The sequence below is a fragment of the Bradyrhizobium nitroreducens genome (assembly GCF_002776695.1).
Taxonomy (GTDB): domain Bacteria; phylum Pseudomonadota; class Alphaproteobacteria; order Rhizobiales; family Xanthobacteraceae; genus Bradyrhizobium; species Bradyrhizobium nitroreducens.
On the sequence record NZ_LFJC01000003.1, the window covers coordinates 2730622 to 2750401 of the forward strand.

Consider the following 19780-nt stretch of genomic DNA (forward strand, 5'->3'; position numbering starts at 1 on the left):
GCGAGTGCGCATGGCGCAGCTTTCACGCCGGCATGTGCTGGTCCTGGGTGCCGGCGGTGCGCTCGGCGCCGCCCTGCCGCGCGGCGCGGCGGCGTCGGAAGGGCCGGCCGAAGCCCACGGCATCTCGGCGTTCGGGGATCTCAAATACCCCGCCGACTTCCACCACTTCGACTACGTCAATCTCGATGCGCCGAAAGGCGGCGTGTTCTCGCTCATTCCGTCAACGCGCGGCTATAATCAGTCCTACCAGACCTTCAACTCGTTCAATGCCTTCATCCTGAAGGGCGAGGGCGCACAGGGGATGGATCTGACCTTCGCAACGCTGATGGCGCATGCCGGCGATGAACCGGATGCCATGTACGGCTTTGCCGCCAAGTCGGTGCAGATATCCGCCGACAAGCTCGCCTATCGTTACACCATACGACCCGAGGCGCGGTTTCATGACGGGACGAAGCTGACCGCGCATGATGTCGCGTATTCGATCAACACGCTGAAGGCCAAGGGCCATCCGTTGATCCAGATCCAGATGCGCGACGTCAAGGGCGCGGAGGCGCTCGATGATGCCACCGTGGTCGTGAATTTTGCCGAGAGGCGCGCGCGCGACGTGCCGCTCTACGCGGCGGGCCTGCCGATCTTTTCGAAGGCTTACTACGCGAACCGGCCATTTGACGAAACGACGACCGACACGCCGCTGGGCTCCGGTCCCTACAAGGTCGGAAAGTACGAGATCAATCGCTTCGTCGAATTCGAACGGGTCAAGGATTGGTGGGGCGCCGACCTTCCGGTTTGCCGGGGCAGCAACAATTTCGACGTGATCCGCTACGAGTTCTACCGCGATCGCGACGTCGCCTTCGAAGGTTTTACGAGCAAAAGCTACCTGTACCGCGAGGAATTCACTTCGCGTATCTGGGCGACGCGCTACGACTTTCCCGCGGTCAAGGACGGCCGCGTCAAGCGAGAGCTGGTGCCGGATCAGACCCCGTCGGGCGGCCAGGGCTGGTTCATGAACACGCGGCGTGACAGGTTCAAGGATCCAAAAGTCCGCGAAGCGATCAACTGCGCGTTCGATTTCGAGTGGACCAACAAGACCATCATGTACGGCGCCTATGCCCGCACAGTCTCGCCGTTCCAGAATTCCGATCTTGTCGCGCAGGGACCGCCGTCGGCGGAGGAGTTGAAGCTGCTCGAGCCTTTCCGCGGGCAAGTGCCTGATGAGGTCTTTGGTGAACCGTACGTGCCGCCGGTGTCGGACGGCTCCGGCCAGGACCGCGCGCTTCTGCGCAAGGCGCAGCAACTGCTCCAGGAAGCGAAGCTCACGGCCAAAGACGGCAAGCGGATATTGCCCAATGGGGATGTCTTCACCATAGAGTTCCTGATCGATGAAGCCTCGTTCCAGCCGCACCACGGCTCGTTCCTGAAGAACCTGAACACGCTGGGCATTGAGGCCAGCTTGCGCCTCGTCGATGCGGTCCAGTACCGCGCGCGCGTCGAAGCGTTCGACTTCGACATCGCCATGCAGCGCCTGACCATGTCGGCCACGCCCGGCGACGGCTTGCGGACATATTTCACTTCGCAAGCCGCGGCGACGAAGGGATCGTACAATCTGGCGGGCGCCGCCAGTCCTGCGATGGATGCTCTGGTCGAGAAGGCCATGGCGGCCGAGACGCGTAGCGACCTGACCTTCGCCTGTCGCGCGCTCGATCGCGTGTTCCGCGCCGGCCGCTACTGGGTGCCGCAATGGTACAACACCAGCCATCGGCTGGCTTATTGGGACCAGTTCGGTCATCCAGCGAACCTGCCGCGTTACGCGATCTCCGACTACGCCAGTGGCGTGGGTGAACGAACCCTATGGTGGTATGAACCCGCCAAGGCGGCCAAGCTCGAGCAGGCGAAATAATCATGAGCGCCTATATCGCCCGTCGCATCCTGCTGATGATCCCGACTTTGCTCGGAATCCTCTTCGTCTCCTTCGTCGTCGTGCAGTTCGCGCCGGGTGGCCCGGTCGAGCGCGTCATCGCGCAGCTCTCGGGTGCCGACACCGGCGGCACCTCGCGCATTTCGGGTGGCGGCGATTTTGCTCAGCGCGCGCCGGGGCAACTGGGAGCCGGTGCCGATGCGATCAACTCGAAATATCGCGGCGCGCAGGGTCTCGACCCCGATTTCATCAAGAAGCTTGAGGCACAGTTCGGCTTCGACAAGCCGGCACCGGAGCGCTTTGCGCTGATGGTCTGGAATTTCGCCCGCTTCGATTTCGGCAAGAGCTATTTCCGCGACGTCAGCGTCCTGCAACTCATCAAGGAGAAGCTGCCGGTCTCGATCTCGCTCGGCCTGTGGTTGACGCTCCTGACCTATCTGATCTCGATTCCGCTCGGCATCCGCAAGGCGGTCAAGGACGGAACGCGATTCGACACCTGGACGTCGACTGTGCTCGTGCTCGGCTACGCCATACCCGGCTTCCTGTTCGCGATCCTCCTGATCATCCTGTTTGCGGGCGGCTCGTTCTTCAACTGGTTTCCGCTGCGCGGACTGACGTCAGACGGCTGGTCACAATTTCCCTGGTATTGGAAGATCATCGATTACTTCTGGCATTTGACGCTGCCGCTGATCGCGATGGGGCTAGGCGCGTTCACGACCATGACATTCCTGACCAAGAACTCGTTTCTGGACGAAATCCGCAAGCAATATGTGATGACCGCACGCGCGAAGGGCTGTAGCGAGAATCGGGTGCTCTACGGTCACGTCTTCCGCAACGCGATGCTCATCGTCATCGCGGGCTTTCCCAGCACCTTCATTCACGCCTTCTTCTCGGGCTCGCTTCTGATCGAGACCATCTTCTCGCTGGATGGCCTCGGGCTGCTCAGTTTCGAGAGCGTTCTCAACCGCGATTATCCCGTGGTGTTCGGGACGCTCTACATCTTTTCGCTCGTCGGCCTCGTGGTCAATCTGATCTCCGACCTGACCTATATGTGGATCGACCCCCGGATCGATTTCGAGGCGCGGGAGGTCTGATGACGATCACCGCGCCGACCCCGATCGAAACCACGGCAAAGTCGCCGCTGGGCGAGATCGTTCCGATCACACGCAAGCCCTTCGCGCCGTCGCCGCTGAACAAGCGGCGGTGGCAGAACTTCAAGGCGAACCGCCGCGGCTATTGGTCGTTCTGGCTGTTCATCGCCCTGTTCGTGCTCTCGCTGTTCGCCGAGCTGATCGCCAATGATCGGCCTTTCCTGATCAAGTTCGACGGCCGTCTCTATTGGCCAGCCTTCGTGACTTATTCGGAAACCACCTTCGGCGGCGACTTCGAAACCGCGGCGGACTATCGCGACCCCTATTTGCAGAAGCTGATCAAGGACAAGAACGGCAGCATCCTCTGGCCGCTTATCCGCTACTCCTACGACACCCACAATCTCGATCTGCCGACGCCGGCGCCGTCGGCGCCGACGTGGATGCTCACGGAAGCGCAATGCAAGCCGGTGGTGGAGAAAAAGGGGCTGAAGAGCTGCCGCGACCTCGAATACAACTGGCTCGGAACGGACGATCAGGGGCGCGACGTGGTCGCGCGGCTGATCTACGGCTTCCGCATCTCGGTGCTGTTTGGCCTTTGCCTCACGATCGTCTCGTCCGTCATCGGCATTGCAGCCGGCGCGGTGCAGGGCTATTTCGGCGGCCGGGTCGATCTCATCTTCCAGCGCTTCATCGAGATATGGACGGCGATTCCCTCGCTCTATCTTCTCCTGATCCTGTCCTCGGTGCTCGTGCCCGGCTTCTTCGTGCTGCTCGGCATTCTCCTGCTGTTCTCATGGGTCTCGCTGGTCGGCCTGGTGCGGGCCGAGTTCCTGCGCGGTCGCAATTTCGAATACATCCAGGCGGCACGGGCGCTCGGCGTCTCCAATCCCGTCATCATGTTCCGCCACCTGCTGCCGAACGCGATGGTCGCGACCATGACGTTCCTGCCCTTCATCGTGTCGAGCTCGGTGATGACGTTGACGGCGCTGGATTTCCTGGGCTTCGGCCTGCCGCCGGGATCGCCCTCGCTGGGCGAATTGCTGTCGCAGGCCAAGTCCAATGTGCAGGCGCCCTGGCTCGGCTTCTCCGGCTTCTTCTCGGTTGCAATCATGCTGTCGCTCCTGATCTTCATCGGCGAAGCGGTGCGCGACGCCTTCGATCCGCGCAAGACGTTCAGGTAAGGTCATGGACGCGATCAACCAGCCCCTGCTTGCCGTCCGCGATCTTTCGGTGGCCTTCCACCAGGGCGGCGCCACCACGCTCGCGGTCGACAAGGTCTCGTTCCAGATCAAGCGCGGCGAATGCCTGGCGCTGGTCGGCGAGTCCGGCTCCGGCAAATCCGTCAGCGCGCTCTCCATCCTGAAGCTGCTGCCCTATCCGAACGCCTCGCACCCCTCGGGCAGCATCCGCTTCAAGGGGCAGGAGCTGATCGACCGCTCCGAGCAGCAGATGCGGGAGATCAGGGGCAGCGACATCTCCATCATCTTCCAGGAGCCGATGACCTCGCTCAATCCGCTGCACACGATCGAGGCGCAGATCGGCGAGATCATCCAGCTGCACAATCCGACCAGCAATGCGCAGGCGCGCAAGCGGACGCTGGAGCTCCTGACGCAGGTCGGCATTCCCGAGCCGGAGACGCGTCTGAACAGCTATCCGCATCAGCTCTCCGGCGGCCAGCGCCAGCGCGTGATGATCGCGATGGCGCTCGCCAACGAGCCGGATCTGTTGATCGCGGACGAGCCGACCACGGCGCTCGACGTCACCGTGCAGGCGCAGATCCTGGCGCTGCTCGCCGAGATCCGTTCCCGGCTCGGCATGAGCCTGTTGTTCATCACCCACGATCTCGGCATCGTGCGCCGTATCGCCGACACCGTCTGCGTCATGAAGGGCGGCGTGATCGTGGAGCAGGGGCCGGTCGAGCAGGTCTTCAAGACCCCGAAACATCCCTATACGCGCGACCTGCTCGCAGCGGAGCCGAAACCCGATCCGGCACCGCCGCAGCCGGATGCGCCGGTGGTGATGTCGGCCAGTGATCTGAAAGTGTGGTTTCCGATCAAGCGTGGCCTGATGCGCAAGACGGTCGGCCATATCAAGGCGGTCGACGGCGTCAGCGTCGCCGTGCGCAAGGGTGAGACGCTCGGCGTGGTCGGCGAATCCGGCTCGGGCAAGACCACGCTGGGGCTGGCCCTGCTGCGGCTGATCTCCTCGAACGGACGCATCGTATTTCTGGGCAAGGACATCCAGGGCCTGCGCTTCAAGGAGATGCGACCGTTCCGGCGCGACATGCAGATCGTGTTCCAGGACCCGTTCGGCTCGCTCTCGCCGCGCATGTCGGTCGCCGACATCATCGCCGAAGGTCTCTCCGTGCATCAGCCGAAGCTGTCGCGGGAAGAGCGCGAGGCGCGCGTCGTCAAGGCGCTGGAGGACGTCGGACTGAAGGCCGATACCCGCTTCCGCTATCCCCACGAATTCTCCGGCGGCCAGCGCCAGCGCATCTCGATCGCACGCGCGGTGGTGCTGGAGCCGGATTTCGTCGTGCTGGACGAGCCGACCAGTGCGCTCGACATGCTGTTCCAGGCCCAGATGGTCGATCTGCTCCGCGAGCTGCAGCGCAAGCGCGAGCTGACCTACATGTTCATCTCGCACGATCTGCGCGTCGTCGCCTCGCTTGCGAGCCATCTGATCGTGATGCGCGGCGGCAAGGTGGTCGAAGAGGGGCAGGCTGCCGAGCTGTTCAAGAATCCGAAGACGGATTACACCCGCGCGCTGTTTGCGGCGGCGTTTCGGTTGGAGACGGCCGGCAACGGGACGGTGGCAACGTAGCGCCGTGGGATGGGTAGAGCGCACGCTCTCCCCATCCCACAAAGTCTCGCTAGAGCGTTTTCGAGCGAAGTGGACACCGGTTCGCGTGAAGAAAACGCGTCAAAACAAGAATCTAGAGCTTCGGTTCTGATTCAATCAGAACCGAAAATGCTCGAGCGCGAGCCTCATGCCCCCTTCAAGACGGGTGAGATTGGCTTCTGGCTGCCTTCCAGCCCGGGGCGGATACGTGTCTTCGCTTGGCGGCGCGACCGGTCAGGGACGGTTCGGTAAGGCCTCAATGCGTCCAGGGCTCGCCGCGGCGGAACGAGAAATTGTCGGCATAGGCGACCGGGCGGCGGATCGAATCCTGGGGCTCTATGACCTGGTAGGCGATGCCCTTGCGCTCGCAATAGGCGACCGCCTCCTCCTTGCTGTGGAAGCGCAGCGTGATCTGCTGCTTCATGTCCCCCGACGAGGTCCAGCCCATCAGCGGCTCGACCGAACGCGGCTGCTCCGGCTCGTAGTCCAGCTGCCATTCCTTCGTCTTGGACCGGCCGGATTGCATCGCGTTCTTGGCGGGCTTGAAAATGCGTGCGGTCATGGGGGCCGGGCCTCGTTTTTCGTCTTTTCGTTCGATTTCGATGCGTCAGGGTGGCAGTTGGTGCAAACCTCGGGGATAGTATAGAGACACCGGTTGGGAACTGATTGGTGATTCCGGCCCCCGTAGCCTCTGCGACGGTATAGTCATTATGCTGCACCGTGACAATTGCGTACCCGCCTTCGGCGCCGGGATCCCGCCCGGTGGCACTGCCTCCCCGACCTCAGTGTGTCCGCCCCCTCCGAGAGCTCCCCTCGCATGGCCTTCCTGAACATCAACGCCACGCTCCCCGAAAAAGGCCGTGACCTCCGGCTCGATTTGTTTCGCGGCGTCGCGAACTGGGCGATCTTCCTCGACCACATCCCCGACAACGTCGTGAACTGGATCACGACGCGCAATTACGGCTTTTCCGACGCCGCCGATCTGTTCGTCTTCATCTCCGGCTACACCGCCTCGTTCGTCTATGCGCGCATGATGCTGGACCGCGGCTTCATCGTCGGCGCCACCCGGCTGACCAAGCGGGTCTGGCAGCTCTACGTCGCCCACATCATCCTGTTCGTGATCTACATCGCCTCGATCAGCTATCTGGCGCTGCGCTTCGGCGATAGCGAGATGATCAACGAGTTCAACGTCGCCGGCCTCGTCGACAACGCCACCGAGACGCTGCGCCAGGGCTTGTTCCTGCGCTTCAAGCCGCTCAATCTCGACGTGCTGCCGCTCTACATCGTGCTGATGGGCCTGTTTCCGCCGGTGCTGTGGTTCATGCTGCGCAAGCCCGATCTGACCATGGTGCTGGCGATCGTGCTGTGGCTGGCGGCGCGTCACTTCGGCTGGAATCTGAACGCCTATCCGGCCGGCCAGTGGTACTTCAACCCGTATTGCTGGCAGGTGCTGTTCGTGTTCGGCGCCTGGTGCGCGATGGGCGGGGCGCGGCGATCGATGACGCTGATCAACGCGCCGATCACGCTCTATCTCTGTCTCGGCTATCTCCTGTTCGCGCTGGTCATGACCATGGCCGGCCGCTTCCCCGCCTTCGGCGGCATGTTCCCGGAGTGGCTGTTCTCGGCCTTCAACCCGAACGACAAGACCAACCTTGCGCCCTATCGCTTCATCCACTTCGTCGTGATCGTGATCCTGGTGATCCGCTTCGTGCCGAAGGAATGGCCGGGGCTCGAATGGAAGGTGTTCGATCCCCTGATCGTCTGCGGCCAGCAATCGCTCGCCGTGTTCTGCGTCGGCGTGTTCCTGTCCTTCGTCGGCCATTTCGAGCTGTCGATGAGCTCGGGGTCGCTGTTCGCGCAGATCTTCGTCAGCATCGCCGGCATCGCGATCATGACGACGGTGGCCTATTACATCTCGTGGTCGAAGAAGCAGGACAAGCCGCTGAAGCCCCCGCCGCCCAAGCCTGCGGCCAGTGCGGCGAAGGCTGCCTGAGCCGAGAAAGACCGACATTCGGAGCGCGCCGGGCAATCGCCTTGGCGGCTCGGGCGATAATCGATTGACTTGCGTCAACCAGGCGTCGCGCAGGCCGGCCTAATGTCGTCACGACACGCGCCGCCTCACAGATGTCGGCGGCCTCCCCTCGGACAAGGCCCAAGCACATGCCCTCTCATTTTCACGCCGTAGTATGGATCGACCATTCGCAGGCCAAAATCTTCCATCTCGGCCTGAGCGGCTCCGACGAAGTCACGTTGCATCCGCAACTGGCAACGCGTCACCTTCATCACAAGGCCAACGTGGTCGGCAGCGGCCATGCCGCCCCCGACAAGGCGTTCTACACCGAGGTGAGCAAAGCCCTCGCCGATGCCGGTGAGATCCTCATCATCGGTCCGGCGAGCGCGAAGACGGAGCTGGCCAGCCACCTTCGTGCGCACGCCCCCGACATCGCCAGGCGGATTGCCGCGGTGGAGGCGGCCGATCATCCTTCCGACGCCGAAATCATCGCCTATGCGAAACGTCACTTCAAACTGCCGCTGCCGCGCGTGCAGGCACCGGGATAGGCCGCGGCGTCGGCAATGACCCAGGCGCGATGATGGGGCACGCCCCGCTCATCGCGCCTCAAGCCGCTTCCTCGCCGTCGAACTCGGTGAACTTCTTGTAGATCCAGTCGCGGCCGTCGTGGCGGCGCCAGACCTTGCCGTACACGAGCCGACCGTTGATCGAGCGGCGCGGCACGATCACGGTCCAGAGGTGCCAGACCTCGCTCCAGGTCGATTGCGGACCGGCGGTTCGGAGATTGCGATCGATGGACATGGCGTAGAACTCACTGACGCAGCACTCACTTGCGCAGAACTCAACCGGAGCGAACGCCGCGATGAGTTGCGATCTCGTGTGAGCACGGATTGCAAGCCCCGTCGGGAGCCGGGATCAATCTGATACCGATCGCCGGAGCGGCCGCAACGACCGCTCGTCCTTAACCTAACCGGTCAACCTTACTTCCCGTGGCCAACGTCAGCGGAGCGGTTGAAAGCCGGCGCCGATCCATTCTAGAGTGCAGGTACGATTTGAGAGCGGCCGCGCCAGCTTGGGGGCGGGATTATTGATTGAGCTGACGCCTAATTTTGCGATTGAATTTTCGAGAAGACTCGTCGGGGCGACCACAATGAATTTGGAATGTGCACGTCTGCGCCTGGCGCTGCGATCGACGCCGCCTGCGCCGGTCGCAAGGACGCCGGCGCAAGAGCGGCCGAAAGCCGCGAACGACAACCATTTGGTCTGGCCGTTCGTCCCGTTTCCGGCGGGCTGGCACGCGTCGGCCTGATTGGCCGGATGTTTCCCAAAATGACGCCGGAAAAGCGCAACGCCGCGCAAGCGGAATATCATCGCTTGGCGGCGTCCGTTTAGACATTGGGCGCTGAAATCCCCAACACACATATGTCTACGGCGACAGCCAAAGGTTCGATGACGCTTCGGTCATTCTGACCGGCTTCGCTCAGACCCCGGCGCTGGACGTTGCCTGGCCATTGGCTTGAAGCACGCCTTGCGCGTCGTAGGTCTGTCCCGCCTGACCGCCCTGGTTGCCCTGCGCGCTCGCCGAGGTCTGCACCTCGGTGGTGCCGTCGGAATAGGTAATCGTCGTGGTGGTGACACCGTCGATGGTGATGGAGACCTCGCTGACGATGGTCTTGGCCGCGCCGCTGCCGCCCGATCCGGCGCTGCCACTCGCCGATTGCGAGGACGACGTCTCCGATGTCGCTGACGCCGCTGACGTCGATGAAGCTGCCGACGTCGGGGATGCCGACGTCGTGGCGGCCGACGGGGACACCGTCGCGGTCGCACTGGCTGAAGCAATCGCACTGATCGACATGAAGACCTCGCCTGAAGGAAATATCGGGCGCAGCGCCGGTTGTGCGCCCTCTCCTTCAACGCGGCAGGCGGGCCAAGCAGGCGCAGGAATCTGCGCCCTCGCCCGGAATACCGGACAGGTCGAAATCACGAGGAAAATGAAAGGGATTCATCGCCGGGACTGGTCGGGGCAGCTGGATTCGAACCAACGACCTGCAGTACCCAAAACTGCCGCGCTACCAGGCTGCGCTATACCCCGAATGTCCGGCGAGCCCCGTCGATACACGCTTCCAAAGGCGCCAGCAAGGCTGGCAACGCCTCCGGAAGGCGCCCCTATTTGCTGCCGAACAGCGGGTGGCCGACGCGGTCGCCGGGGCGGATGCCGTATTTCTGTGCCGTTCCCGCCACCACCTCCAGCACCGCCCGGGCGGGCCCCCGGGACGAGATGATCTTGGTCGACATCGGCTCGGTGTTCTCGGCGATGCGCAGGATGCGACCATTGGCGCCGATGAAGATCATGTCGAGCGAGACGTAGGTGTTCTTCATCCACATCGACACCTCCTGCTCGGGGCTGAAGTCGAACAGCATGCCTTTGCCGTCCGCGAGCTCCTTGCGGTACATCAGGCCGGTTTGCTTCTCCTCCTCGGTCGTCGCCATTTCGACCGAGAACACTTGCACGCCGTTCTTGGTGACGATCTCCAGCGGCTGGAAGCTGGCGGCGCGGGCCGGCATGCCGCCGACGGCAAGACCGGCGATGACGAGGACGGCGGCAAGCCAACCCTTGAGAGCGGACCAGACAGCCTTTCGATCAGGATTCATGGGGGAACACTCGAGGCGTGGGACAGGAACCAGTCCTTACGCGGCGATCGCCGGAAAAGCCATAGGCGCGCCGGCCTGCCGACGCGCCTCTGCTCACGATTGCGGGAATTGGTAACTCGAGCGTCGTCGGGACGCGCGGCGTCTCTTCGCACTTAGTGCGACTGCAATCCCGGCGATCCGGTCTCGGGATGGATCTCGGCCGCCATCATGCCCTTGGAGCCGGGCCCGAAGCGGACCAGGACATACTGGCCGGGCCTGAGCTCGGTCATGCCGAAGCGGCGCAGCGTCTCCATGTGCACGAAAATGTCGGGCGTCCCCTCGCCACAGGTCAGGAAGCCGAAGCCGCGCAGCCGGTTGAACCATTTGACCTGGGCTCGTTCCAGCCCGCTGGTCGGGGTGACCGTGACATGGGTGCGCGGCGGCAGCATCTGCGCCGGATGGATCGCGGTCGACTCGTCCATCGAGACCACGCGGAACGCCTGGTATCCCTTGGCGCGCTGGATGCACTCGACGACGATGCGGGCGCCTTCATAGGCGGTCTGGAAGCCATCGCGCCTAAGCACGGTAACGTGCAGGAGCACGTCCGGCCAGCCGTTGTCGGGCACGATGAAGCCGTAGCCTTTGGAGGCGTCGAACCACTTGATGACGCCGTGGACTTCGACGAGATTGGCGCTTGCCTCACCGAGCCCGCTGAAAGGACTGAGTCCGCTCTCGCGACCGGCACCGCCGTGTTCGCCCGGCGTGATCCGCCCGGACGATACCCCCTGCCCGGGAACCCCGAGCTTCTTGGACTCAAATCCGTCCGACGACCCCATAACCCCGGACCCCACACTGCCATGCAACCCGCCACATCGGCGGCGCTCGAATCACGCGTCTTAAGAGAATGTTCTCAATTGGACGCGACGCGAATCTTTCGACTCAAAAGATAACACTCCCGGTTGCGAGGCATAGACAAAAAAGAGATTCGCCGGAACCTATGAACAGCTTGCACAGCCGCGAATCAAATTGATGCCTCAATTGCCGACAAAGGGGCCGAGCGCTTCGCCGATGTCGTGATGGATGACGAGGTCGGCGATGTCGTCCTGTTCGGTCGGCTCGCGATTGATGATCACCAGACGTGCACCCGCGTCCTTCGCCATCATCGGAAAGCCCGCCGCCGGCCAGACCACGAGCGAGGAACCGATCGCGATGAACAGGTCGCAGGCCCGCGACAGCGCGGTCGCACGCTGCATTTCCTCGTCAGGCATCATCTGTCCAAAGGAGATCGTGGCGGTCTTCACCGGCTCGTCGCAGGCCGTGCAGTTGGGCGCGGCGCCCTCTTCGTCGAAGCGACGCTTCACCCAATCGAGCGGATAGACCTGCCCACAACCGATGCAGCGCGCATAAGTGGTATTGCCGTGAAGTTCAATCACGTGCTCGCCGGCGAAGCCGGAGGCCTGGTGCAGATTGTCGATGTTCTGGGTGATGACGGCGGGAACCTTGCCGGCACGATAGAGCGAGGCCAGCGCGCGATGGCCGCGACCGGGCTTTGCCGCTGCAAACACCTCCTCCATCGCAAAGCGGCGACGCCAGGATTCGTCGCGCGCCTCCTGGTGCGCGACGAATTCGCCGAACTCGATCGGACGGTTGCGTGTCCAAATTCCGCCGGGCGAGCGGAAGTCGGGAATGCCGCATTCGGTCGAGATGCCGGCGCCGGTGAACGGCACGATGACCTTGGCCTCGGCGATCATCTCACCGAGCCGTTCGACCCCGCTCTGCAGATCCGATGCAATCAATTTGCGATCTCCCGATTCGTTTTGCCTGACAGCAACATGCGCAAGCGGCAAGATTGTTGACGCTGTTATCAAGCGCTAACGCGTTGCGCTCGGCAATTTTTTCCGACCTTCGCATATCACAATCCTGCAATGCCTCCTCCCCATTGACGCCCCATTCAGGAGCACCAATGGATGTGCGAACGCGACTCAAGATGATGCGGCGGCAGTGCTTGAGGTAGTTAAGTAAACCCGAGGGGATGGCCATGACAGAAGACGAAGAACGCAAAGCCCGTGAGCGCGACGAGATCGCCGCCCGTGTCGCCGCCTTCCGTGCCACGCAGGAGAAATTCAAGCGCGAGCGCGAAGAGTATTTCGTGTCGACGCTCGAGAACGCCCGCAAGGTCGAACGGCCCTCGCTTTGGCCGTAAGACACCTCTGATCAACGCGCATGAAAAAAGCCCGGAGCATCGCTCCGGGCTTTTCGCTTGCTGGTCGTTACCAATGGCGCCAGTGGTGATGGTGCCGGTAGTACGGTCCGCCGCCGTAATAGGCGTATGGGCCAGGCCCGTAATAATAGCCGGGGCCGTCATAATAGCCGTAGCCGGGACCGTAGCCGTAAGGATGCGATGCTGCGACCGCGCCCGCGGTGATCGCGCCGGCGGCGAGGCCGAATGCGAGACCCGGACCGATGCCGCGTCCGCGTGCCTCGGCAGGCGCAGGGGCCGCAACCGCGGTCACGCCGACGGCTGCGACGGTGGCCAGAACTGCCAGTGTCTTCTTCATGCTCTCCTCCTTCGCGTCTCCTGGAGATAACGACGAGCACCTGCGATGGTTGCGCGCATGGTGCGGAACCGGCCCCTGGAAAAAAGTTCGCGGCCTGCGGAACGAAGTCGCTCCGCGCAGATTGACTTTCCAAGTGCGGGAGCCTCCGCCATCCGGGTTGAGGCAACAGCACGAAGACCCCGTCAGCATCTCCGCGATGCTGGCGGGGTTTTCAGTTTCACGGGAACGCGTGGCAGCAGAAACCGACGGCTGCCAGCGGGGCGGAATATCGAGGAGGAGGAAGCCTTGCCCTTATCCGCTTTGCTGGCCCGTATCCGCAGGATGGTTCCCAGATCCGACGATCGGCATTACGACGAGATCGTCCGCAGCTTCGGGGTCGGCACCCTGCACCCGCCGCCGACGCCGATGAGCGACCGCGAGCTGGCGCGGGCCATCGCCGAGTTCCTGAGAGAGCAGCCGTCGAGCGAATCCGTTGCGACCCTCGGGCGTCGGCTCGACCCGTCCTCTCCGGTTTGAGCTTCTTTGCGGGAGCAAGGAACCCCGGATTGCGCGCGGACGTTGAATTCTTCTTCGCGCAGATCGTTTGCGCAGATCGGAAGAGGCCGACATGCCCGCGTGGCTCGAAGTCTTGCTGAACCTGTCCGGCTATGCCGGCTTCGTGGCGCTCGCCTCGCGCGGGACCGCGAGCCCTCAGACGCCGGCTGACGATCACGTCTGCGGCGAGCGCTGAGCGGCGTGCAGCGCGCTAATTGGCGTGCGGCGCCTGGCCCGCCGTCCGCACCAGCCGGTCGGCCTTGACCGCAATGCGCGTGTCCTCGATCTGCGGTCGCAGCGAAAAGCTGATCACCACGAAAGCGAGACAGAACAGCGTGCCGACGATGGCGACGCGGCGATAGGTGTGCCGGTCGCCCTGGTAGAAGGACGGCTCTGAAAAAGGTGTCATGACAAAATGGCTTCTTGGCAAAGTCGCTTCTTGCTTGTCTTTGCCAGACACCTACCGCAAGCCGCGGCAAGCGCAACGCGATTGGGCTTTTAACCTAACCGAATAGGGTTATCGGCTTCCGCGCAAGCAATCGTTAGGCGTTTTGCGGCGCCTATCGATCGCGACGATCCGCCTTCCTATTGCACGACGCCGAGTTGCACGACGCCGAGGCTGCGACGGTCCGCGGCCCGCCGACCGGCTTTGTTCCAGTTTCGACACCATTCGTTCTCGAAGAACGAATCGGACTTCAGGAAACCGGTGCGGAGCAGTTCTTAACAAAACATGCGGAGCACGCAGCGATCCCATCACGTTGCATCAGAAGACCCGGCCTTGGAAGAATTGGCCTTGGAAAATTTGGCATTGGAAGATCTGGCGTCGGAAGATTTGGCATCCGGAGACGTCGACGCGGGCGCCGGCACTTGCGGCACCGACGGCTTGCCTCTGCGCAAGCGCGGATGCCGATCGTACCAAAACACTTTCGCGATCTCGGCGAGAAACCAGCACGCATCCATGTCGCTCTCCTCGCCTCACCCCTTAACGAAGAGGCGTGGACGAGACTGTGCGAAGCCTCACGCTGGCTCGTTCTGACACACGGCGCCACTTCGTCGCCGACAGGCGCGACTTGTTCTGCATCCGACTCCATTTCGTTCTCGAAGAACGAATCGGAGTCGAAAAAATCGGCGCTGGGCGATTCCTAACGATCGATGAAGGCGCGCGACGCAACGTCTTCAGCGGTCGTCGGCACAATCTTCGGCGACAGGAATTTCGACACGACCGCAAACACGATGACGATCTCGCGGCAGGGTTCGCATCGAAAGCTGTTGGCGGAGATCGCCGTCATCGGCTGGGCGCATCACGCGCATGTCATGCAGGCCGAACGCTGACGACACGTGTTCGTTCCTGCACGTTCGCTCCTCAGTGATCGGTGGCGAATGGCTACGGCCGACCAACGACACACGCCAGAGCGGGCCTCGGATGGATCATGTCGTGCCTCCCCGCGCCCCCTTTAACGCCGCTCAAGCGCTGCTCCAGAAGGAGACCGCGCGTGCCGGGGACGTCGTCGGCGTTCGCTGGCGCAGATCAGGCCGCCCGCTTCGCTTTGCCCTCTTTCGCGAAGCACTCCAGGATCTGAATGCGAAGCTCCTCTGCGGCCGGGCCCTCGAGCTTTCTCAGCTCGTTCCAGAGCCTGATCACTTCGCGCTGTTTCTCGACGGTCATGAGTAGCCTCCAAGGGAACATCAGAAAGGGATTACCAGAGCAACTCATTAGAACAAAATGAGAACAAAAAGTCCAGCCCTTTGCGCGATTTCCTCCGGAGATGTCGCCTTGAACCTTTTCGGCGCGTCGCGGACCCATGCAAGCTGGGGATTTCAGCGCCCAGTCACAGGGCAGCGCCGCGGTGGACGAACATATTCCGTCATCGCGGCGCTGTTGCCTTTTGGATTTTCAACCTTAAGTTAGAGCCAGATATCTTGTTAGAGATGGCTGACGGCCAGGCGCTGAAATCCCAACGCCGTCAGCCAGAAGAGCCCCGTGCGAAAGCGCGGGGTTTTTCTTTTGAAGCCGTGTCTGGCTGAAATGGTGCGGCGGGCCCTGTGGTTCGTCCCGATCGTCACGGTGATGTTCGGCATCGCAATCGCCGAGCATCGCCCTGTCTTCAGTCCTGGCGTGCGGCATCTCCCGGCCGCGACAACGGCGTCTGCGCCTCAGACGGCGTCCTTGGCAACCTTCAGCGGCGAGGCCTTCACCGACTTGCTCGCGGGCTTGGCCGCAAACTGCATCGGCTCTTTGGTGAAAGGATTGACGCCCATGCGGGCCTCGGTCGCCGGCTTGTTGACGACCGACATCTTCACGAAGCCGGGAATGACGAACTCACCGGACTCGTTGAGCTCCTTGTAGCCGACGGTGGCCATGTATTCGATCACCGACTTCACGTCGTTCTTCGAAAGCTGCGTGCCCTCGGCAATCGCATCAATCAATTGGGTCTTCGTCATCTTCGCCATGTCTGAATTCCTTTGAAGGGTGCGCGCGAACAACTCTGCCGTGACGCGGCCGGACCGCGGAGGCGCGCTTCTGATTCATGCCAGAGGTCATGAAGTGACCGGGCTTAGAGCCTATCGAGGCTCAAAACGCAAGCAGGGGTTCTCCCGGGGTTCCCGACTTCCTGTGCAAGATGCCGCAGGGACACGCAATTTCCTTTTGAACCATTTTGCCGCTGACGCGTCTTACTCATGAAGTCCCCAAGCTTCACCCCACCAGAGAGCCCCGCTTCCCCCAGGCGGGGTTTTCGCTTTCGGGGCATGGCAGAACGCCCCGGCGGCCTGTAATGTCTGAAGGTTTCTCGCGGGGGGCTCATGAAGGTCGCTATCGTCATTGCAGGCTTGATCGTCGTTGCTGTCGCAGCCATCGTCGCGCTCCAGCCGAGCTTCCTGAAGCCTGCCTCCCTCGCCCTCGTGAAGAAGTCCGACATCTTCGGCTTCTCGCCCGGGATGACATTCGACGAGACCAGCAAGCTCGTCAGCCAACGCCATTATCTCTGCCGCCAGGGCCGCGGTTCGGACACCCTCGAATGTGACATCAACGGCGCCAAGGTCACTGTCGACAGCGACGGGACTGACGCCAGACGCCCGATCTGGCGCGTCAATGCAACGGTGAAGAATGCGGGGTCGCAGGAGAGTGCCGTGAAATCGATCTCCGAGCAGTTCAACGCGCAAGCCATCAAGGACCGAGAGGGCTGGATGTGGATCGTCGGACGCGGGCTCAAGCTGAGCTATGACGGCCTCGCCCTGGACCTCGTCGACGAGGCCGCCGAGGCCCGGCTTCGCAAGACGGAAGCCAAACGCTAGCATGTGACGTCACCTCGTCGTGAAACTTGTGGCTCCGCCCGTCTTGTTGACACTTCAGTAACCCAACGCCGCCAAGCTCCAACCAGTCTCGTTGCGTTGGAGTACCCCCACAGTGCTGGATTTTGACGAGCTGCGTGAACTCGCGGCCGATGTTCGTGTTTTTGTCGAGCTCGCCGAAGACAAGGCCGAAGCGCTCAGAGCCATCATCGCCGCCTATGACGTGGTGCTGGCGATCTTCCCCATCGACGAAGGCATGGGCCTCCATGTCATCAAGGGCAAACAGATCCTGGACACGATTGCAAATTCGAGGACGCATGCGGTCTACAGCCATACGGCGGTCGCGGTCCCCGACCTGCAGCATGCCCAGGCGCTCAAGATCCTGACGGCTCCGGTCGAACAGCGGATTGCGGCGTAACTGCAGGCGGCCAAGGTTCGGCCTTGGCTGTCTCCGTGGGCTGCCGAGCGCCTTGTCAGCGGAGCCGGTTGACGATCTGGAGCGGGATCCACGATCCCGCCACCATCAAGATCGCAATCACGGCGACCACGACGTATTTCAGCGGCTGCTGCGACGAGGCGAGCGAGCCTTCGAAGTGGAGATACGGCAGGATCGCCTCCATCCCCATTCCGACCAGAGCAATCGTTGTCAGGCCGCCAAAGATTGACGCAAAGACATTGACGATCCATCCGAACGCCCCGCGCCCGTTCGACCACGCCTCTTCAATCGCAACCGCCAGCGTCACGACGAGGAAGACCAGCATGAAGCTCATCGAGCCGCCGACGCTCGACGTCGGGCCGAAGACCTCGAGCAGCAGCATGGCCGCCACGGCAAGCAGCGTGATCGTCTTCACGGCGCTTTCCTCATCCGTGGCCCAGCAGCAACACTGCAGAGCCGATCACGATGCAGCCAAGGCCGAAGATGGCCGCCGCGATCTCGACGACGTTTTCCAGACCGAAGAACCTGACCACGGCGCTCCATGCGGCCGACAGCAGAATTTCCACGATCGCGCTGAGCAGGGCTTGAAGCATGAGAATTGGTCGTGCCGGCGGAGTTGGGGTTCAACCGCGTCGTCGCAGATCACGGAGTCTGGTTACTCCCCTCGGACCGCGATATCGAAGACGGCCGTGGCGTAAAGATCCATCATGACGTCCTCAGCACGATCGTGCCGACACAACCGTCCACCGCCAGGAGAACGAAGAGCGGAGCCCTGAGATATCCGCCGCGCACAGCCTGAGGCTGGCGAGACCAAGCAAGGCGATCGCGGCATATCGCATGACACACTCGGTTCGCTGGAGCGTGCCGATATCGGCGTGCCGGCGCCGTGACCGCCATCACGGTCGTCTGAGGCAACGCGCCGCGCCAACTCGACCACGGCTCGTCCATCGCGACGGTCTAGATCCTCCGCCGTCGCCCCACGTTAGGCTGTGACGAGGTCAGCTATGATCTGGGCCAAATCGGTTTCATCCCCGTCGAAACTCGCAATCATGGCATTCAGCATGGCATCAGGGTTGAGCCTTTCCAGATCGAGCGGATGGCCGGCATGCTCAGCCAACATCGCAAAGAACGACAGTTGAGACCGCCCGTTTCCTTCACGGAACGCGTGGATGACATTCAATTCAGAAAGGAAATGCGCACCTTTCGCTGCGAATTCTGTTACGGGAAGGCCTTCGAAGAACCGGTTGGACTTCAGTTCTTCAAAAAGCTTGGTCGCCTGGGCTCCGATATGTTCAGGGAAGCAAAATGGGCTACCTTGCTTGGAGATGCGAACCGTTCGCGGTGTCCCTGCCCATTCGTAGACGTCCTGGAAAAGATGATGATGAACCGCGCAGTAGTGAGCGAAATCCAACGCTCCTTCGGGCAACGGCTCGGTCGATCGAGCGCTTGTAATTTCGGCTTCGAAATCGTCAAGCTGCCCCTGGTCCCTCAGGTCGAGCTTGTTAACGAGAACAGTGGAATTTTCGTAGGTGTAGGGATCGTCAACCGCATCGTACATGCGATTGCGCTTAGCTCTTGCGGTAGCTGCGCAAGATTGTGCGGCGATACTCTTCTGCGGAGAGGCCCTTGGCGGTGGCTTCGGCGGCCCTTTTCGTCATCGCCGGCTTCAGCCGAATGCCTTCGACCGCGCTGATCTTCGCAAAGCCGGCGCGACCAACCACGAAGCCACCCTTGCCGGTCCTTCCGGCCTGTTGCTTTTCCTTTGGCATTATTCGAATCTACCACGTTCTTATCGCTTTGCCACGCCGTCCTGCCCCAATTTCGTACCCGGGATTCCCAGACTCCAGGCGTTGCTAGCCGTCTCCATAGTGGCCTGCTGGCTCTCGCCTTCGCTCCAACCTTCAGGGACAGCGTCAATTGAGTGCACTGGCACGGCATTTTTTCTGATGTCAATCTTCCACCAGGCAGCCTCGAGCACGTAGGATGGGGCGAGCGAAGCGGAACCCATCGAGCCTTGTTGCGAGACGAAACATGACGGGTTTCGCAAGTGCTCTCCTGATCCTATCAGCTGGAAAAATTGCGGCGTCCTTCTGTAACCGACGTCTGCAAGCGGCGTAGCATTCCGCCCTCCTATTTGATCGACTTCATCGGCAAGGGCAAAGATGAAAGCCTGCGCCGCTGGACTGCACCTTTCGAATAACACAAGATAGTTCAGGTCAGTGCAGCAGATCGGACGGCGGCCAGCGTAAGTTAAGTGCGCCGCAATAAAAACCAGAAAGCGGCAGGGAGGAACGATGCGGCGAAAAGGAAACGTGGCGCTTGGTGATGCGATGGCTGGCCTGGGTCTGGTCGCGGCCATCATGGTCATGGCGATCGCGCCGGCGAGCGCCGACGATTCAGCCAACATACCGCCCGCGCTCAAATGCGCTGACCTGACCGGCTGGAAGATGCCGGGATCGACGGCAACGGTCA

Annotated in this window: 28 protein-coding genes and 1 tRNA gene; 12 read left to right on the forward strand and 17 right to left on the reverse strand. The window is 62.1% G+C overall.

From position 1 onward, the window contains the following. The first annotated feature begins 10 nt into the window (after nt 1-10). From TSA1_RS13410 to TSA1_RS13425, 4 genes are read left to right on the forward strand one after another with little or no spacing between them, the layout of a single operon-like run. Entirely contained in the window at nt 11-1897 is a 1887-nt protein-coding gene (locus tag TSA1_RS13410) for an extracellular solute-binding protein (protein ID WP_174718889.1), read from the forward strand. Between the two features lie 2 nt (nt 1898-1899). After that, the gene (locus TSA1_RS13415) at nt 1900-3009 is read left to right on the forward strand and encodes a microcin C ABC transporter permease YejB (protein ID WP_100176786.1); all 1110 of its coding nucleotides are present in this window, start codon (nt 1900-1902) and stop codon (nt 3007-3009) included. Further along, nucleotides 3009-4187 (forward strand): ABC transporter permease, encoded by a 1179-nt coding sequence (locus TSA1_RS13420; RefSeq protein WP_100176787.1) that lies wholly within the window; start codon nt 3009-3011, stop codon nt 4185-4187. Before TSA1_RS13415 ends, TSA1_RS13420 begins: the two co-directional genes overlap by 1 nt. Before the next feature lie 4 nt (nt 4188-4191). Beyond that, a complete protein-coding gene (locus TSA1_RS13425; protein WP_174718890.1) occupies nt 4192-5829 on the forward strand; it encodes an ABC transporter ATP-binding protein in 1638 nt (545 codons plus the stop codon). Nucleotides 5830-6103: 274 nt separating this feature from the next. Here the strand turns inward: TSA1_RS13425 and TSA1_RS13435 are convergent, their stop codons facing one another. After that, nucleotides 6104-6409, reverse strand: coding sequence for an ETC complex I subunit (locus TSA1_RS13435; RefSeq protein ID WP_014495449.1), 306 nt, complete (start codon nt 6407-6409; stop codon nt 6104-6106). Nucleotides 6410-6664: 255 nt separating this feature from the next. Between TSA1_RS13435 and TSA1_RS13440 the strand changes: the two genes are divergently transcribed. Together TSA1_RS13440 and TSA1_RS13445 are read left to right on the forward strand one after the other, a co-directional pair. Beyond that, a complete protein-coding gene (locus TSA1_RS13440; RefSeq protein ID WP_100176789.1) occupies nt 6665-7840 on the forward strand; it encodes an OpgC domain-containing protein in 1176 nt (391 codons plus the stop codon). Nucleotides 7841-8007: 167 nt separating this feature from the next. Continuing rightward, a complete protein-coding gene (locus tag TSA1_RS13445; protein WP_100176790.1) occupies nt 8008-8406 on the forward strand; it encodes a translational machinery protein in 399 nt (132 codons plus the stop codon). A 58-nt stretch (nt 8407-8464) separates the two neighbouring features. Here the strand turns inward: TSA1_RS13445 and TSA1_RS13450 are convergent, their stop codons facing one another. The 6 genes from TSA1_RS13450 to TSA1_RS13475 all read right to left on the reverse strand — a co-directional run bounded on the left by TSA1_RS13450 (nt 8465) and on the right by TSA1_RS13475 (nt 12285). Further along, nucleotides 8465-8659 (reverse strand): hypothetical protein, encoded by a 195-nt coding sequence (locus TSA1_RS13450; protein WP_100176791.1) that lies wholly within the window; start codon nt 8657-8659, stop codon nt 8465-8467. A gap of 679 nt (nt 8660-9338) precedes the next feature. After that, a complete protein-coding gene (locus tag TSA1_RS13455; RefSeq protein ID WP_100176792.1) occupies nt 9339-9713 on the reverse strand; it encodes a hypothetical protein in 375 nt (124 codons plus the stop codon). Between the two features lie 160 nt (nt 9714-9873). Continuing rightward, nucleotides 9874-9950, reverse strand: a tRNA-Pro gene (locus tag TSA1_RS13460). Nucleotides 9951-10024: 74 nt separating this feature from the next. After that, nucleotides 10025-10510 (reverse strand): DUF192 domain-containing protein, encoded by a 486-nt coding sequence (locus tag TSA1_RS13465; RefSeq protein WP_100176793.1) that lies wholly within the window; start codon nt 10508-10510, stop codon nt 10025-10027. Between the two features lie 152 nt (nt 10511-10662). After that, the gene (locus TSA1_RS13470; RefSeq protein WP_174718891.1) at nt 10663-11325 is read right to left on the reverse strand and encodes a cold-shock protein; all 663 of its coding nucleotides are present in this window, start codon (nt 11323-11325) and stop codon (nt 10663-10665) included. A gap of 198 nt (nt 11326-11523) precedes the next feature. After that, nucleotides 11524-12285 (reverse strand): SIR2 family NAD-dependent protein deacylase, encoded by a 762-nt coding sequence (locus TSA1_RS13475; RefSeq protein ID WP_174718892.1) that lies wholly within the window; start codon nt 12283-12285, stop codon nt 11524-11526. A 242-nt stretch (nt 12286-12527) separates the two neighbouring features. Here TSA1_RS13475 and TSA1_RS39655 point away from each other — a divergent pair, with 242 nt between their 5' ends. After that, nucleotides 12528-12692 carry a hypothetical protein gene (locus tag TSA1_RS39655; RefSeq protein WP_162832225.1) on the forward strand — a complete coding sequence of 55 codons (165 nt, stop codon included), beginning with the start codon at nt 12528-12530 and terminating at the stop codon, nt 12690-12692. Between the two features lie 67 nt (nt 12693-12759). On the opposite strand, the gene TSA1_RS13480 is transcribed toward TSA1_RS39655, so the two are convergent. Beyond that, nucleotides 12760-13047 carry a hypothetical protein gene (locus TSA1_RS13480; RefSeq protein ID WP_100176795.1) on the reverse strand — a complete coding sequence of 96 codons (288 nt, stop codon included), beginning with the start codon at nt 13045-13047 and terminating at the stop codon, nt 12760-12762. A gap of 285 nt (nt 13048-13332) precedes the next feature. On the opposite strand from TSA1_RS13480, the gene TSA1_RS13485 reads away from it, so the two are divergent. Then, nucleotides 13333-13563 (forward strand): hypothetical protein, encoded by a 231-nt coding sequence (locus TSA1_RS13485; protein WP_100176796.1) that lies wholly within the window; start codon nt 13333-13335, stop codon nt 13561-13563. 91 nt (nt 13564-13654) lie between these two features. Beyond that, on the forward strand, nt 13655-13777 hold the full coding sequence (locus TSA1_RS40930) for a hypothetical protein (RefSeq protein WP_145984302.1): 123 nt from the start codon (nt 13655-13657) through the stop codon (nt 13775-13777). Between the two features lie 15 nt (nt 13778-13792). On the opposite strand, the gene TSA1_RS13490 is transcribed toward TSA1_RS40930, so the two are convergent. Together TSA1_RS13490 and TSA1_RS13495 are read right to left on the reverse strand one after the other, a co-directional pair. Then, on the reverse strand, nt 13793-13990 hold the full coding sequence (locus TSA1_RS13490; RefSeq protein WP_100176797.1) for a hypothetical protein: 198 nt from the start codon (nt 13988-13990) through the stop codon (nt 13793-13795). 344 nt (nt 13991-14334) lie between these two features. Next, nucleotides 14335-14541, reverse strand: coding sequence for a hypothetical protein (locus tag TSA1_RS13495; protein ID WP_100176798.1), 207 nt, complete (start codon nt 14539-14541; stop codon nt 14335-14337). A gap of 192 nt (nt 14542-14733) precedes the next feature. Between TSA1_RS13495 and TSA1_RS13500 the strand changes: the two genes are divergently transcribed. Then, nucleotides 14734-14913 (forward strand): hypothetical protein, encoded by a 180-nt coding sequence (locus TSA1_RS13500; protein ID WP_100176799.1) that lies wholly within the window; start codon nt 14734-14736, stop codon nt 14911-14913. Nucleotides 14914-15109: 196 nt separating this feature from the next. Here TSA1_RS13500 and TSA1_RS39660 read toward each other — a convergent pair whose 3' ends face one another. The 3 genes from TSA1_RS39660 to TSA1_RS13505 all read right to left on the reverse strand — a co-directional run bounded on the left by TSA1_RS39660 (nt 15110) and on the right by TSA1_RS13505 (nt 16032). Next, entirely contained in the window at nt 15110-15247 is a 138-nt protein-coding gene (locus TSA1_RS39660) for a hypothetical protein (protein ID WP_174718893.1), read from the reverse strand. A gap of 257 nt (nt 15248-15504) precedes the next feature. Next, entirely contained in the window at nt 15505-15660 is a 156-nt protein-coding gene (locus tag TSA1_RS39305; RefSeq protein WP_161497223.1) for a hypothetical protein, read from the reverse strand. Between the two features lie 75 nt (nt 15661-15735). After that, the gene (locus TSA1_RS13505; RefSeq protein ID WP_018323108.1) at nt 15736-16032 is read right to left on the reverse strand and encodes an HU family DNA-binding protein; all 297 of its coding nucleotides are present in this window, start codon (nt 16030-16032) and stop codon (nt 15736-15738) included. A gap of 351 nt (nt 16033-16383) precedes the next feature. Here TSA1_RS13505 and TSA1_RS13510 point away from each other — a divergent pair, with 351 nt between their 5' ends. Both TSA1_RS13510 and TSA1_RS13515 read left to right on the forward strand, forming a co-directional pair. Beyond that, entirely contained in the window at nt 16384-16875 is a 492-nt protein-coding gene (locus tag TSA1_RS13510; protein WP_100176800.1) for a hypothetical protein, read from the forward strand. 112 nt (nt 16876-16987) lie between these two features. Further along, nucleotides 16988-17290 (forward strand): hypothetical protein, encoded by a 303-nt coding sequence (locus tag TSA1_RS13515; RefSeq protein WP_100176801.1) that lies wholly within the window; start codon nt 16988-16990, stop codon nt 17288-17290. Nucleotides 17291-17345: 55 nt separating this feature from the next. Here the strand turns inward: TSA1_RS13515 and TSA1_RS13520 are convergent, their stop codons facing one another. The 4 genes from TSA1_RS13520 to TSA1_RS13530 all read right to left on the reverse strand — a co-directional run bounded on the left by TSA1_RS13520 (nt 17346) and on the right by TSA1_RS13530 (nt 19077). Then, nucleotides 17346-17723 (reverse strand): hypothetical protein, encoded by a 378-nt coding sequence (locus TSA1_RS13520; RefSeq protein ID WP_100176802.1) that lies wholly within the window; start codon nt 17721-17723, stop codon nt 17346-17348. A gap of 10 nt (nt 17724-17733) precedes the next feature. Beyond that, a complete protein-coding gene (locus TSA1_RS39310; protein WP_161497224.1) occupies nt 17734-17901 on the reverse strand; it encodes a hypothetical protein in 168 nt (55 codons plus the stop codon). Nucleotides 17902-18290: 389 nt separating this feature from the next. Next, complete coding sequence (locus tag TSA1_RS13525) at nt 18291-18866, reverse strand: Fic/DOC family protein (RefSeq protein ID WP_100176803.1); 576 nt, start codon at nt 18864-18866, stop codon at nt 18291-18293. A 10-nt stretch (nt 18867-18876) separates the two neighbouring features. After that, nucleotides 18877-19077 (reverse strand): hypothetical protein, encoded by a 201-nt coding sequence (locus TSA1_RS13530; RefSeq protein WP_097662672.1) that lies wholly within the window; start codon nt 19075-19077, stop codon nt 18877-18879. Nucleotides 19078-19780: the final 703 nt, after the last annotated feature.

Coding starts and splice junctions, on each gene's coding strand:
- TSA1_RS13410 (WP_174718889.1), top strand. CDS start 11: ATGGCGCAGCTTTCACGCCGGCATGTGCTGGTCCTGGGTGCCGGCGGT.
- TSA1_RS13415 (WP_100176786.1), top strand. CDS start 1,900: ATGAGCGCCTATATCGCCCGTCGCATCCTGCTGATGATCCCGACTTTG.
- TSA1_RS13420 (WP_100176787.1), top strand. CDS start 3,009: ATGACGATCACCGCGCCGACCCCGATCGAAACCACGGCAAAGTCGCCG.
- TSA1_RS13425 (WP_174718890.1), top strand. CDS start 4,192: ATGGACGCGATCAACCAGCCCCTGCTTGCCGTCCGCGATCTTTCGGTG.
- TSA1_RS13435 (WP_014495449.1), bottom strand. CDS start 6,409: ATGACCGCACGCATTTTCAAGCCCGCCAAGAACGCGATGCAATCCGGC.
- TSA1_RS13440 (WP_100176789.1), top strand. CDS start 6,665: ATGGCCTTCCTGAACATCAACGCCACGCTCCCCGAAAAAGGCCGTGAC.
- TSA1_RS13445 (WP_100176790.1), top strand. CDS start 8,008: ATGCCCTCTCATTTTCACGCCGTAGTATGGATCGACCATTCGCAGGCC.
- TSA1_RS13450 (WP_100176791.1), bottom strand. CDS start 8,659: ATGTCCATCGATCGCAATCTCCGAACCGCCGGTCCGCAATCGACCTGG.
- TSA1_RS13455 (WP_100176792.1), bottom strand. CDS start 9,713: ATGTCGATCAGTGCGATTGCTTCAGCCAGTGCGACCGCGACGGTGTCC.
- TSA1_RS13465 (WP_100176793.1), bottom strand. CDS start 10,510: ATGAATCCTGATCGAAAGGCTGTCTGGTCCGCTCTCAAGGGTTGGCTT.
- TSA1_RS13470 (WP_174718891.1), bottom strand. CDS start 11,325: ATGGGGTCGTCGGACGGATTTGAGTCCAAGAAGCTCGGGGTTCCCGGG.
- TSA1_RS39655 (WP_162832225.1), top strand. CDS start 12,528: ATGACAGAAGACGAAGAACGCAAAGCCCGTGAGCGCGACGAGATCGCC.
- TSA1_RS13480 (WP_100176795.1), bottom strand. CDS start 13,047: ATGAAGAAGACACTGGCAGTTCTGGCCACCGTCGCAGCCGTCGGCGTG.
- TSA1_RS40930 (WP_145984302.1), top strand. CDS start 13,655: ATGCCCGCGTGGCTCGAAGTCTTGCTGAACCTGTCCGGCTATGCCGGC.
- TSA1_RS13490 (WP_100176797.1), bottom strand. CDS start 13,990: ATGACACCTTTTTCAGAGCCGTCCTTCTACCAGGGCGACCGGCACACC.
- TSA1_RS13495 (WP_100176798.1), bottom strand. CDS start 14,541: ATGGATGCGTGCTGGTTTCTCGCCGAGATCGCGAAAGTGTTTTGGTAC.
- TSA1_RS13500 (WP_100176799.1), top strand. CDS start 14,734: ATGAAGGCGCGCGACGCAACGTCTTCAGCGGTCGTCGGCACAATCTTC.
- TSA1_RS39660 (WP_174718893.1), bottom strand. CDS start 15,247: ATGACCGTCGAGAAACAGCGCGAAGTGATCAGGCTCTGGAACGAGCTG.
- TSA1_RS39305 (WP_161497223.1), bottom strand. CDS start 15,660: ATGCCGAACATCACCGTGACGATCGGGACGAACCACAGGGCCCGCCGC.
- TSA1_RS13505 (WP_018323108.1), bottom strand. CDS start 16,032: ATGGCGAAGATGACGAAGACCCAATTGATTGATGCGATTGCCGAGGGC.
- TSA1_RS13510 (WP_100176800.1), top strand. CDS start 16,384: ATGAAGGTCGCTATCGTCATTGCAGGCTTGATCGTCGTTGCTGTCGCA.
- TSA1_RS39310 (WP_161497224.1), bottom strand. CDS start 17,901: ATGCTTCAAGCCCTGCTCAGCGCGATCGTGGAAATTCTGCTGTCGGCC.
- TSA1_RS13525 (WP_100176803.1), bottom strand. CDS start 18,866: ATGTACGATGCGGTTGACGATCCCTACACCTACGAAAATTCCACTGTT.
- TSA1_RS13530 (WP_097662672.1), bottom strand. CDS start 19,077: ATGCCAAAGGAAAAGCAACAGGCCGGAAGGACCGGCAAGGGTGGCTTC.